Source organism: Streptomyces sp. NBC_01723, assembly GCF_036246005.1.
Taxonomy (GTDB): Bacteria; Actinomycetota; Actinomycetes; order Streptomycetales; family Streptomycetaceae; genus Streptomyces.
Genome location: NZ_CP109171.1, coordinates 7,315,694 through 7,328,091 on the forward strand (window position 1 = coordinate 7,315,694; position 12,398 = coordinate 7,328,091).

Consider the following 12,398-nt stretch of genomic DNA (forward strand, 5'->3'; position numbering starts at 1 on the left):
ATGGACATCAATCTCGCGCAGTGCTTCATCGCCGTCGACGACCACGACACGGCGATCGCCTTCTACCGGGACGTGCTCGGGATGGAGGTCCGGGACGACGTCGCGTTCGAGGGGATGCGCTGGGTGACCGTCGGCTCCCCGGCCCAGCCCGACGTCGGCATCGTCCTCGAACCACCGCTCGCCGACCCCAACGCCTCGGTCAGCGACCGGGAGGCCATGGCCGAACTGCTGGCGAAGGGATTGCTGCGCGGCCTGAACTTCACCACCGACGACGTCGACGCCACCTTCGAACACATCCGGGCCGCCGGCGCCGAGGTCCTCCAGGAACCGGTCGACCAGCCCTACGGCGTCCGGGACTGCGCCTTCCGCGACCCGGCCGGGAACATGGTCCGCTTCAGCCGGCCACGCACCGGCTGACCCGCCCCGGGCGGCGCTGCGCGTCGCGGTGCCGCCCGAGGGTTTGCGACGGGCTTCAGGGGGCAGGGGCAAGGTCAGTGCTTCGGACAGGAGGCACGTCCGTGGGAGCGGCGCCAATGCGCCCCGGACGAGTCGGTCCGGACCCGGACGCCCTCCCGTGGTGACCGCCCGACCTCAGGGCCGGGCCGTCGTACCGCGCAGCTCGCGCGCCGGAGGTTCCCGGAGCCCCCGCCACCCCGTGGGCCGCGCCCCAGGGGCTCAGGCCCGGCGCGACGGCCGGCCCCCGCGCTCCGAAGGAGTTGCGACGCACATGCCGATCCACGCCAGCGTGAAGCACCCGCACGACGACGCCCCCGACACCGCGGACGCGTTCCGCCGGCTGACCACCCTCCCCGACGGCCCGGAGCGCGACGTGGTCCGCGAGCGGATCGTGGAGGCCTGGCTGCCGATGGCCGAACGCCTCGCGGGACGCTTCCGCAGCCGCGGCGAGAGCTACGACGACCTGCGCCAGGTCGCCGCCCTCGGCTTGGTCAAGGCCGTCGACCGGTACGACCCCGAGCGCGGCAACGCCTTCGAGAGCTACGCCGTGCCGACCATCACGGGCGAGATCAAGCGGCACTTCCGCGACCACATGTGGACGCTGCACGTGCCGCGCCGGGTCCAGGAACTGCGCAACCGCGTGCGCTTCGCCCGCCAGGAGCTCTCCCAGACCATCCCGGGCCGCAGTCCCACGGTCACCGAGATCGCCGAGCACACCGACCTCGGCGAGGAGGACGTCCGGGTCGGTCTGGAGGCGCTGGAGAGCTTCACCGCCCTGTCCCTGGACGCCGAGCTGCCGGGCAGCGAGGACGGGTTCTCGCTCGGTGACGCCCTCGGCGGGCCCGACCCCGCCCTCGACACCGTCGTGGACCGCGAGGCCGTCAAGGATCGCCTGGCCGCCCTTCCCGATCGGGAGCGCGCCATCCTGTACATGCGCTTCTTCGACGACATGACCCAGAGCCGGATCGCCGAGCAGCTCGGCATCTCCCAGATGCACGTCTCCCGCCTGATCAGCCGCTGCTGCGACCGGGTGCGGGAGCAGGTGCTGCGGGATCCGGGGGCCTGAGGGAGCCTCGGCGCCGACCCGGTCCGGAACCGCGATTCCGGGCTCCGAAACCTCGGGCTCACCCGCCCGGGGGCCGCGTTCGCGCGAACGGCGCAGGGTGGCGCGCGCACCCGGGGCGGGCGGGCTGTGATGGCCGAGGGGCGCGAGTGCCGTGCCCCCGCCACCGCAGCTCGAAGGAGCCCGCCCCATGCGCCGCACCGCCCGCGCCCTGTCCGTGGCCGTCCTGGCCAGTGCCGCCCTCGGCGCCCTCGCGGGGCCGAGCGCGGCCGATCCCGCCGTCCCCCCGCCGCCCGCCGGCGCCGGTGAGCCCGTACCGCCGCCGGTGGCCGAGGAACCCGTACCGCCGCCGGCCGCCGAGGAACCCCTCGCACCGGCCGGTGACCAGACCGCCGCCGAGGTCAGCCCCGCCGACGTCACCCCCGGCGGCACCGTCACCGTGTCGGTCTCGTGCGCCCCGACCGGAGGCTCCGCGCCGGCGACCCTGGACGCCACCTCCCTGGCCTTCGACGAGGGCACCGTCGAGCTGCGCAAGGTGGAGGAGGAGGGAGGCACGGGCGCCGGTCCGGCCTACCGGGGGACCGCCCGGATAGCCGCCGCCGAGGACTTCGGGAGCGAGGCGGACGCGGAGGGCGCCGAGGAGGACTGGACCGTCGACGGCGCCTGCCCGGACGAGGCGGGCGGGGAGGGCGACCCGTGGAGCGCCACCATGAACGTGCCGGGCGCCACGGCGGGGGAGAGCGGCACCGCCAAGCCCCCGTGCCCCCCGTCCACCGCCCCGCACGGCGACAGGCCCACCCACGGCACGCCCTGCGCCACCGAGCCGCCGTGCCCCGGGACCGCCGCCCCGTACGGTGAGTCCGCGGGGAAGTCCTGCGGCGGTGGGAAGGCGGAACACGGGGTGCGGGCCGGGGCGGGCGGCACCTTCAGCGACTCGGTGCCCGCCCTGGCCGCGGGCGGCGTCCTGATCGCGGGCGCGTGCGCGGCGGCCGCCCACCGGCTGCGGCTGCGGCTGCGCGGGGAGGACGGGCAGCGCTGAGCCGGAGTCATGGCTCGCGTGCCGGATGGGTACTGGGATCAACGACGGTGAGCGGCAGTACGGACCCGCGCGGAGGTACGCATGCGGCGCACGGACCCCGAAGGCCACGACGCCGTGGGCCACGGCCCCGTCCGGTACGGCCCCCACCTGCCCGACGACGGGCTGCCGGTGCTGCCCGAACTGTCCGCCGTACTCGCCGCCGCCGCGGACCGCGCCCGAGGGGAACCGGTCGGCGGCGCCCCGGCCCTCACGGCCGCCGCGAGCGGCTACTGGCACCGGCGCGGCCTGCCCACCGATCCCGGCCAGGTGGCCGCCGCCCCCGGTGCGCACACCCTGCTGCTTGCGCTGACCGCCGCGCTCGGCGGCGACGTCCTGGTGCCCCGCCCCTGCGCCGCCTGGTGGGCACCGGACGCGCGGCTGCTCGGCAGCCCCGTCTTCCACGTCCCGACGCCGGCCGAGAGCGGTGGCGTCCCCGACCCGTACGCCCTCCTGGAGACCGTCCGCCGGGTGCGCGCCGAGGGCGGCGACCCCCGCCTGCTGGTGCTGGCCGTCGCCGACGACCCCACCGGCACCGTCGCGCCGCCCGAACTGCTGCACGAGACCGTCGAGGCCGCCGCCGGGGAGGGGCTGCACCTGGTCAGCGACGAGACCTGGCGGGACACCCTGCACGACCCGCACGCCACCGTGCTGCTCAGTCCCGCCGAGATGCTGCCCGAGCGGGTCACCGTCGTCACGGACCTGGCCGGGGGGCTGCTGCCGCCCGGCTGGCCGGCCGCCGTCGCCCGCTTCCCGGCGTCCGCGGCCGGCGACGGCCTGCACGCGCGCGTGCTCGACGTGCTCACCGCCCTCGGCGCGGGCGTGGCCGCGCCCGTCGCCGCCGCGGCCGGGTACGCGCTCGACGAACCCGAGCCGGTCACCGCCCGCCGGTCGGCCGCCGTACGCCTGCACGCGCGCGTGGCCGCCGCCGTGCACGCGGCCGTCGTCGCCACGGGCGCCACGGCGCGGCCCCCGCAGGCCGGCCGTCACCTGTACGCCGACCTCGGCCCGCTGCGCGACGCCCTCGGCGCGCAGGGCGTCGGCGACGCCCAGGAACTGGAGGACTTCCTCTCCACCCGGCTCGGCATGCCCGCCCCCGGCGGACACCGCTTCGGCGACGACCTCGCGGCCCTTCGCGTGCGGCTCGCCACCGGCCCGCTGCTCGGCACCGGCACCGCCGAACAGCGCGCGGAATGCCTCACCTCCCCGGACCCGTTGGAACTGCCACACGTGCGACGCGCGTTGACCGCCCTCGGGTCGGTCTTCGGCGATCTGCGCGACGCTCAGCGATGGGAGCCTCCTCGATGACGCAGCAGCCCCGGTCGACCACGAGCACCCCCGCGTCCCCCGAGGACACCGCCGCGCCGCCGGTCACGCCCGCCCGGGCCCCTTCGTACCCGCCGCTCGCCGATCCCCGGCCGCCCGCCGAACACCGCGTATGGCCGCGCACCTTCCACGACCGGCTGACCGCGCCGCTGCCCGGCCTGAGGGCCCTCGCCAGATTCGCCCGCGAGGGCGCGGTGAGACCCGGCCGCGAGGGCCTCGCCGACATCCCCCGGCTGCCCCACGCCCCCGGCCCGCTGCCCCGCGTGGACGCGGACACCGTCGCCGTCACCTGGGCGGGACACGCCAGCTGGGTGGTGCGGATCGGCGGCCTCACCGTGCTCACCGACCCGGTCTGGTCCCGCCGCATCCTCGGCACCCCCGCCCGGATCACCCCCGTCGGCGTCGCCTGGAGCGACCTGCCCCGCGTCGACGCCGTCGTCATCAGCCACAACCACTACGACCACCTGGACGCCCCCACCCTGCGCAGGCTCCCGCGCGACACCCCCGTCCTGGTGCCCGCCGGACTGGGCCGCTGGTTCCACCGCCGCCGCTTCACCCGCGTCACCGAGCTGGACTGGTGGGAGGCGACCGAACTGGGTCCAAGGGGCGATGCCGAAGGCGCCTCCGGCAAGGGCGGTGGCCGGCGACGGGCGGGAGTGCGCTTCGACTTCGTCCCCGCGCACCACTGGTCCAAGCGCAGCCTCGTCGACACCTGCCGCAGCCTGTGGGGCGGCTGGGTGCTCACCGCGCCCGACGGACGGCGCGTGTACTTCGCCGGGGACACGGGGTACGGCCACTGGTTCACCCGGATCGGCCGCCGCTACCCCGGCATCGACCTCGCGCTGCTCCCCATCGGCGCCTACGACCCCCGCTGGTGGCTCAGCGACGTGCACTGCGACCCGGAGGAGGCGGTCCGGGCCGCCCAGGACGTCGGGGCCCGCCGCATGGCGCCGATGCACTGGGGAACGTTCGTCCTCTCCGCGGAACCGGTGCTGGAACCCCTCACCCGGACCCGCGCCGCCTGGCAGGCCGCGGGTCTGCCCCGGGAGGACCTGTGGGACCTGCCGGTGGGAGCTTCACGGGTACTGGAGTAGCCCCGCGCTCCGCCCGGACGGCCCCCGAGCCGCCCCGCCCGAGCCCTACGCCCTCGCCGGCCCCCGGAACCGTCGCCACACTCCCGGCGCCACGCTGACCAGGACGGTGAGGGCGATCGCCGCGGCCACGCCCTCCCAGGGCTCGCTGAACAGAGCGCCGCTCAGGACCCCGATCAACTGGTACGTCACCGCCCAGGCCAGGCAGGCCGGCAGGTTGCCGCGGGCGAAGCGGCGCAGCGGCCACTCGGCGAGCAGGCAGGCCAGCATCACCGGTATGCGGCCGGCCGGCACCAGCCGGGACAGCACCAGGACCGCGACGTCGTGCTCGGCGAGCTTGTCCTGCGCCTGCTCCAGCCGGTCCTCCGGCGCCCGGGACCGGATCGCCTCCAGCCAGCGCGAGCCGTTCTTCGAGCCGACCCCGCGCCGGCCCAGCCAGTACAGCGCCATGTCCCCGCAGAACGCGGCCAGCGACGCCGTCGCGAACACCATCAGCATGGAGAACGGCAGCGTCTGGTGCATCGCCACCACGGCCGCCGAACTCACCAGCGCGCCCGTCGGCACCACCGGCACCAACGCCCCGATGAGCACCAGCAGGAACAGCGACGGATACCCGAACGCCTGCTGCGTCGGCTCCGTCGGAATGCTCGTCATGCTCGTCGTGGCGGCGTCCAGCCAGTTCACCGCGCGACCTCCACCCGCACACTCTCGCCGTGCCCCAGCCGGTGCACGGCGACCCCCGGCGCGCGCAGCGCCGACAGGCGCACGAACTCGTCGCCCGGCGTGTGGAACTCGTGGGGGCGCACGGCGTCCATCCCGATCGGCCAGTACGTGCCGTAGTGCACCGGCACCGCCGTGCGCGGCGCCAGCCGGGTCAGTGCCTCCGCCGCCCGCCCCGCGTCCAGGTGCTCCGCACCCAGGTACGGGCCCCAGCCGCCCACCGGCAACAGCGCCGCGTCGACCGGCCCGACTTCCTTCTCCATGCCGTCGAACAGACCGGTGTCCCCGGCGAAGTACGTCCGCGCCTCGCCCTCGACGACGTAGCCGAGCGCGGGGGAGCGGTGCCGTCCGACCGGCAGTCGCCGCCCGTCGTGCCGCGCGGGCACCGCCCGTATCCGCAGGTCCCCGACGTGCGCCACGTCGCCGGGCGCCACCTCCGCCACGTCCAGGTGGCCGAGCCGCCGCAGCCCCGGCACCGCCCGTCGCGCGCCCCGGGGCACGAGCAGGCGCGTGCCCGGCGCGAGCCGCGCGAGCGACGGCACGTGCAGGTGGTCGGCGTGCAGATGGGACACCAGCGCCACGTCCGCGCGCCAGGCGTCCGGCGGCGGCACCGCGCCCCGCCTGCGGCGCAAGTGGGCGAGGCGGCGGGCGAACAGAGGATCGGTGAGCACGCGGATGTCCGAGTCCTCGACCGTGCAGGTGGCGTGACCCCACCACGTGAGCTCCACCGGCACCTCTTTGCCTCCTTCGCGCGACTCCCCGAAGCCTACGTCCAGGAGTAGGGTCGGCGGCGAAAACGGGAGGTGAGGGGGACACCATGGGGCCGGTGCGGGTGACGGCGATCGCGAGTCTGACGCCGCTGGAACTGCTCGACGACGATCCGTTCCTGGTCGACTCCCGCAGCCAGCACGCCATGTGCGCCCGCTGGGCGGCGGAACACGGCTACGTCGTCGCCAGGGAACTGCTGGTCCGCGGGCTGCGACCGGACCACGACGCCCTGTGGGACGGGGTCCGCCCGGGCCACGACCTGTTCGTGGCCCCCAGCCGCCGGGTGCTGGAGAGCGCGCTGGCCTCCGTCGACGACTTCACCGCGGAGTGCGCGCGGCGCGGCGCCCGCGTCGAGACCGTCGGCCACGCGGAACCCGCGTACGACGCCCGGATGAAGGCGTGCGTGCACCGCAGGCTGTCGATGCCCACGGCGGGATACGACGGCCGCTGACCACCCTTTCGGGGTGTGAACCGGTCTCGGGGGGACAAACGGGTGCCCCGGAGCGTTGTGGCAGGGTGGGGAGGGCCCGGACGACGGGCCGGGACGTGAGGTGTGCGGAGCGTGGGTGGAGGCCGTTGGCGCCGGGTCGCCAGTCAGATCGGGCGGATGGTCGCGGTGTGGGCCGTGTCCACCCTCACCATGCTCGTGCTCGCGGGCATCCTGCCGGACTTCCGGCTCCAGTCGCCCGACGGGGACAGCGCGACCGACATCGCGATGACCGCCGCGGTCGGCGCGGGCGCCTTCGGCCTGCTCTCCGCCGTGGTGTGGCCGCTCATGGTCCGCCTGCTGCTCCTGGTGCCGGCGCTCGTCCTCGGGCTGCTGGTCTTCTTTCTCAACGGCGGGCTGCTGCTCCTCGCGATCGACGTGAACCCGGCCGGCCGCGGCGGCGTCGCCCCCGAGACCGCGGTCGTGGTCGCCGCCGTCATGTCCGCCGTCGCCTCCGCCACCGGCGGTGCCCTGACCGTGCGCGGCGACGACGCCTACCGGCGCCGGCTCTACCGCCTCGCCGACCGCCGCCGCAGATCCCGCCCGCCCTGCCCGGCCGGCCCGGGCATCGTCTTCCTGCAACTGGACGGCGTGGGACACGACGTCCTGCTCGACGCCGTGGACACCGGCGCCATGCCCACCGTCGCCCGCTGGCTCGGCCGCCACGGCGCGTCCGCGAGCCACCGGCTGGCCCCGTGGCGCACCGACTGGTCCAGCCAGACCGGCGCCAGCCAGCTCGGCATCCTGCACGGCAGCAACCACGACGTGCCCGCCTTCCGCTGGTACGAGAAGGACACCGGCGAGGTCATGGTCTGCAACCGGCCGACCAGCGCCGCCGAACTCCAGCACCGCGCCGTCCGCCGCACCGGCGACGGCGGGCTGCTCAGCCTGGACGGCGCGAGCCGCGGCAACCTGTTCGGCGGCGGTGCCGACGAACAGGCCCTGGTGCTGTCCATCGCCACCCGCCGCCGCAGCCGCGAGACCCGGTCCAGGTCCGGCTACTTCGCCTACTTCTCCGACCCGGCCAACGCCGTCCGCACCGCCATGTCCTTCGTCGCCGAGGTGGGCCGGGAGATCGGCCAGTCCACCCGCGCCCGCGCCCAGAAGGTCCGCCCGCGCGTCTCCCGCGGCGGCCTCTACCCCTTCGTCCGCGCCTTCGCCACCGTCGTCGAACGCGACGTCGTCGTCGCCGCGGTGATGGGCGACATGCTCGCCGGCCGCACCGCCGTCTACGCCGACCTCGTGGCGTACGACGAGGTGGCGCACCACTCCGGGCCGCACGGCCGGGACGCCGTCAACGTCCTCCGGCGGCTCGACCGGTCCCTCGCGCTGATCGAGAAGGTCGCCGACCAGGCCCCCCGCTCCTACCGGATCGTGCTCCTGTCCGACCACGGCCAGAGCCCCGGCGAGACCTTCCGCGCCCGATACGGACTCACCCTCGGAGACCTGGTCCGGGCCGGCTGCGGGCTGCCCGTGCCGCGCCGCGCCCAGCGCACCCGCAGCGGTGCCGAGGCCCGCAACACCGTCCGTGCCGCCCTGCACCGCCCCGTCGAGGAGGGCGCCGCGCAGCAGAGACCCGCCGACACCCCGACCGGCCGCCGCTCCGAGCCGATCGTGCTGGCCTCCGGCAACCTCGGCCTGGTCTCGTTCCCGGACGTACCCCACCGGATGACCAGGGAGGAGATCGACGCCCGCCACCCCGCGCTGCTGCCGACCCTCGCCAACCACCCCGGCATCGGCTTCCTGCTGGTGCGCAGCGAGCGGCACGGCGGCCTGGTGCTCGGTGCGCACGGCGCCGAGATACCCCTGGACCGGCTCGACGAGGACCCCGGCCCGCTCGCCCCCTTCGGTCCCGGCGCCGCCGACGCCGTACGCCGCACGCACTCCTTCCCGCACACCGCCGACATCATGGTCAACTCCTTCCACGACCCGGCCGACGGCGAGGTCCTCGCGTTCGAGGAGCAGATCGGCTCCCACGGCGGGCTCGGCGGCGCCCAGTCGCACGCCTTCCTGCTGTCACCGGCCGTGCTGTCCGACCCGGTCGAGGAGGGCACGGAGATCGTCGGCGCCGAACACGTCCACCGGGTGCTGCGCCGCTGGCTGCGGGAGTCCAACGGCCCGCAGGTGCCCGTGGAAGATCCACGGCCGAACGTCGTCGAGAACGCACCTTTTCCCGTCGCGGACGGGTTGGTGCAGGAGAAAAGCGCCTGATTTTGAGGTGCGACGGACCGTGCCCGACCATGGGCGCCGTCCCGGCGATCCCGGGCCGCAGTTCCATGAGAGGCGCACCACCCCATGCACGTCACCGGGACCGTCCCCCCACCGGCTCCGGAACCGCAGGAGAACCCCGCGGCCCCCGACCCCACGTCCGGCAACGGCCGGCACGCCCGCCGCTTCGGGCTTCCCGTGGCCACCGCCCTGGTCATGGGCAACATCATCGGCGGCGGCATCTTCCTGCTCCCCGCCTCCGTCGCGCCCTTCGGCACCGTCAGCCTGCTCGCCTTCGGCGTCCTGACCGTCGGCGCCATCGCGCTCGCCCTGGTCTTCGGCCGCCTCGCCGCCCGCGACCCGCGCACCGGCGGCCCCTACGTCTACGCCCGCGGCGCCTTCGGCGACTTCGCCGGTTTCCTCGCCGCCTGGGCCTACTGGATCACCACCTGGGTCTCCAACGCGGCGCTGGCCGTCGCCGCCGTCGGTTACCTCGACGTCCTGATCCCGGTCAACGACCACCGCTGGACCGCCTGTCTGGCCGCGCTCGTCATCCAGTGGCTGCCCGCGCTCGCCAACTTCGCGGGCACCCGGTACGTGGGCGCCGTGCAGCTCGTCGCCACCGTGCTGAAGTTCGCGCCGCTGCTGCTCGTCGCGGTCGGCGGGCTGTTCTTCTTCGACCCGGACAACCTCGGCCCGTTCAACGCCGGCGGCTCCAGCGGCGTCGGCGCGGTCTCCGCCGCCGCCGCGATCCTGCTCTTCTCCTACCTGGGCGTGGAGTCCGCCGCCGTCAGCGCCGGCGAGGTGAAGGACCCGCGCCGCACCGTCGGCCGCGCCACGGTCATCGGCACTGCGGGCGCCGCCCTCGTCTACCTGCTGGGCACGCTCTCGGTCTTCGGCACCGTCCCCCACGACCGCCTGGTCACCTCGACCGCGCCCTTCTCCGACGCCGTGAACACCATGTTCGGCGGCGCGTGGGGCGGCTGGGCCGTCGCGCTGGCCGCCCTCGTCTCGATGACCGGCTGCCTCAACGGCTGGACCCTGTTGAGCGCTCAGACCCCGTACGCCGCCGCGAAGGACGGCCTCTTCCCGGCCGCGTTCGCGCGCAGGCGGCGGGGCGTGCCGACGACCGGCGTCGCCGTCACCGTAGTCCTCGCCTCCCTACTCACCGTCTACAACTACACGTCCGGTTCGGCGAAGGTCTTCGAGGTCCTCGTCCTCGTCACCACCTTCACCGCGACCGTGCCCTACCTGCTGGCCGCCGCCGCCCAGATCTTCCACCTGCTCTCCGGCCAGGGCGAGAAGGTCGACCGGGCCCGCCTGGTCCGGGACGGTGTGATCGCGGTGGTCGCCGCCGCCTTCTCGCTGTGGCTCGTCGCGGGCGCCGGCTACGCGGCGGTGTACCAGGGCGTGCTGTTCCTCTTCGCGGGCGTGCTGGTCTACGCCGTGATGGCGGCGCGCAAGGTGGGCCGGGCCGGAGTGTGATCGGATGGGGTCGGGAACCCGGGTACGGGCTTCCACTGCCCCAGTACAGCAAGCGAATTCGAGAGGACCCGCCGTGGCAACCACGCGCTCCGCACACACCGTCTGGGAAGGCAACCTGCTCGAGGGCAGCGGTGTCGTCACCTTCGACTCGTCCGGCATCGGCGAGCAGCCGGTGTCGTGGCCGTCGCGCGCCGAGCAGGCGAACGGCAAGACCAGCCCCGAGGAGCTGATCGCCGCCGCCCACTCCAGCTGCTTCTCCATGGCGCTGTCGCACGGCCTGGCCGGCGCCGGCACCCCGCCCACCAAGCTCACCACCTCCGCCGACGTCACCTTCCAGCCCGGCGAGGGCATCAAGGGCATCCACCTCACCGTGGAGGGCACCGTCCCCGGCCTCGACGCCGACGCGTTCACCGCCGCCGCCGAGGACGCCAAGAAGAACTGCCCGGTCAGCCAGGCCCTGACCGGCACCACCATCACCCTCACCGCCAAGCTGGCCTGACCGGCTAGGAGCCCGTGCGCTCCCAGCCCCGCCGGTCCGGGCGCGACCCCAGCTGTCTGGGGTCGCGCGACCGGTACACCACGTACGGGCGGGTCAGGTACTGCAGCGGCGCGCTGAACATGTGCACGAGCCGGGTGTAGGGGACCAGGGCGATGAGGATCATGCCGATGACCGCGTGCACGTGGTACAGCACCGGCACGCCCTCCATCAGCTCCACCTTCGGGTCCAGGGTGAACAGGCTGCGGGCCCAGGGCGCGATGGTGCTGCGGTAGTCGTAGCCGTCGCCGGAGGTGTCGGAGAGCTTGGCGATCATGCCGAGCACGATCGCGCCGAGCAGGAAGACGTACATGAACTTGTCGTTGGCGGTGGTGGCGCGGAAGACCGGGGCCTTGGTGCGGCGCCGGTAGACCAGCATCCCGATCCCGGCGACCGTGAGGACCCCGGCCAGGGTGCCGCCGTACAGGGAGAACAGGTGGTAGGCGTGTTCGCTGACGCCGGCCGCCCCGGTCCAGGACGCCGGGACGAACAGCCCGATCAGGTGGCCGACCAGCACGAAGAGAATGCCGTAGTGGAAGACCGGCGAGGCGATGTTCAGCAGCTTCGACTCGTAGACCTGCGAGGAGCGGGTCGTCCAGCCGAACCGGTCGTAGCGGTGGCGCCAGACCAGGCCCGCGATCAGCAGGGCGAAGGCGGCGTAGGGCAGGACGCCCCAGAGGAAGACGTTCATCGGCGGGCTCCCATGGGTGCGGGCGGCAGGGTGGCGCACACGGCGTCCAGCACGCAGGCGTAGGGCGTGCCGAAGGCGGTCAGCCGGGAGCGCAGCTCGTCCAGGGCGGCGCGGTGTTCGGTGAGCATGCCGATGTCCCCGGTGCGGGAGACGAACTCCAGCACCGCCGGGAGGAAGTCGGGCAGCTCCTCGCCGGTGAACTCCAGGCCGTGGGCGCGGTACAGCTCCTTGAAGCGGACCAGGGACATCCCGCGGTTGCGGGTGTCGCCGTCGGTCCACCAGCTCAGGTACAGGCTGTGCCGGTTCCTGAAGTCGAAGACCTGCACGTAGTGCGCCTGGAGTTCGCCCTGGGGCGTCACGGCCGCGTGGTCGGTGAAGGCCCGCAGTTGCGGGGCGGCCTCGCGCAGCAGCGGCAGCCGGTCGCGGAAGTCGTCGTCGGGATAGGTCAGGCAGAGCGCCGCCGCCTGGTACAGCACCTCGAACCCGGGCATGG

The 12,398-nt window shown here is 74.7% G+C and carries 13 protein-coding genes; 9 read left to right on the top strand and 4 right to left on the bottom strand.

The window, feature by feature from the left end:
- The 5 genes from OIE75_RS34415 to OIE75_RS34435 all read left to right on the top strand — a co-directional run bounded on the left by OIE75_RS34415 (position 1) and on the right by OIE75_RS34435 (position 5,014).
- Positions 1 to 417: a VOC family protein gene (locus OIE75_RS34415; protein WP_307016079.1), complete on the top strand. Its 417-nt coding sequence runs from the start codon at positions 1 to 3 to the stop codon at positions 415 to 417.
- Between the two features lie 310 nt (positions 418 to 727).
- Entirely contained in the window at positions 728 to 1,522 is a 795-nt protein-coding gene (locus OIE75_RS34420) for an RNA polymerase sigma factor SigF (RefSeq protein WP_307016080.1), read from the top strand.
- A gap of 187 nt (positions 1,523 to 1,709) precedes the next feature.
- Positions 1,710 to 2,558 (top strand): hypothetical protein, encoded by an 849-nt coding sequence (locus OIE75_RS34425; protein WP_307016081.1) that lies wholly within the window; start codon positions 1,710 to 1,712, stop codon positions 2,556 to 2,558.
- A gap of 81 nt (positions 2,559 to 2,639) precedes the next feature.
- Positions 2,640 to 3,902: an aminotransferase class I/II-fold pyridoxal phosphate-dependent enzyme gene (locus OIE75_RS34430; RefSeq protein ID WP_307016082.1), complete on the top strand. Its 1,263-nt coding sequence runs from the start codon at positions 2,640 to 2,642 to the stop codon at positions 3,900 to 3,902.
- On the top strand, positions 3,899 to 5,014 hold the full coding sequence (locus tag OIE75_RS34435; RefSeq protein ID WP_307016084.1) for an MBL fold metallo-hydrolase: 1,116 nt from the start codon (positions 3,899 to 3,901) through the stop codon (positions 5,012 to 5,014). Before OIE75_RS34430 ends, OIE75_RS34435 begins: the two co-directional genes overlap by 4 nt.
- Before the next feature lie 45 nt (positions 5,015 to 5,059).
- On the opposite strand, the gene OIE75_RS34440 is transcribed toward OIE75_RS34435, so the two are convergent.
- Together OIE75_RS34440 and OIE75_RS34445 are read right to left on the bottom strand one after the other, a co-directional pair.
- Positions 5,060 to 5,695 (bottom strand): DedA family protein, encoded by a 636-nt coding sequence (locus OIE75_RS34440; RefSeq protein WP_329473273.1) that lies wholly within the window; start codon positions 5,693 to 5,695, stop codon positions 5,060 to 5,062.
- Positions 5,692 to 6,465: an MBL fold metallo-hydrolase gene (locus OIE75_RS34445; protein WP_307016086.1), complete on the bottom strand. Its 774-nt coding sequence runs from the start codon at positions 6,463 to 6,465 to the stop codon at positions 5,692 to 5,694. The genes OIE75_RS34440 and OIE75_RS34445 overlap by 4 nt, the downstream gene beginning before the upstream one ends.
- An 83-nt stretch (positions 6,466 to 6,548) precedes the next feature.
- On the opposite strand from OIE75_RS34445, the gene OIE75_RS34450 reads away from it, so the two are divergent.
- The 4 genes from OIE75_RS34450 (at position 6,549) to OIE75_RS34465 (ending at position 11,178) form a co-directional block, all read left to right on the top strand.
- A complete protein-coding gene (locus OIE75_RS34450; protein WP_122618959.1) occupies positions 6,549 to 6,950 on the top strand; it encodes a hypothetical protein in 402 nt (133 codons plus the stop codon).
- 156 nt (positions 6,951 to 7,106) lie between these two features.
- On the top strand, positions 7,107 to 9,197 hold the full coding sequence (locus tag OIE75_RS34455; RefSeq protein WP_329474120.1) for a phage holin family protein: 2,091 nt from the start codon (positions 7,107 to 7,109) through the stop codon (positions 9,195 to 9,197).
- 84 nt (positions 9,198 to 9,281) lie between these two features.
- Positions 9,282 to 10,679, top strand: a complete 1,398-nt coding sequence (locus tag OIE75_RS34460) for an amino acid permease (RefSeq protein ID WP_307016087.1) — start codon at positions 9,282 to 9,284, stop codon at positions 10,677 to 10,679.
- A 73-nt stretch (positions 10,680 to 10,752) separates the two neighbouring features.
- Entirely contained in the window at positions 10,753 to 11,178 is a 426-nt protein-coding gene (locus tag OIE75_RS34465) for an OsmC family protein (RefSeq protein WP_122618962.1), read from the top strand.
- 4 nt (positions 11,179 to 11,182) lie between these two features.
- On the opposite strand, the gene narI is transcribed toward OIE75_RS34465, so the two are convergent.
- The gene (gene narI, locus OIE75_RS34470; protein WP_329473274.1) at positions 11,183 to 11,905 is read right to left on the bottom strand and encodes a respiratory nitrate reductase subunit gamma; all 723 of its coding nucleotides are present in this window, start codon (positions 11,903 to 11,905) and stop codon (positions 11,183 to 11,185) included.
- Positions 11,902 to 12,396 (bottom strand): nitrate reductase molybdenum cofactor assembly chaperone, encoded by a 495-nt coding sequence (gene narJ, locus OIE75_RS34475; RefSeq protein WP_307016090.1) that lies wholly within the window; start codon positions 12,394 to 12,396, stop codon positions 11,902 to 11,904. Before narJ ends, narI begins: the two co-directional genes overlap by 4 nt.
- Between the last annotated feature and the right edge of the window lie 2 nt (positions 12,397 to 12,398).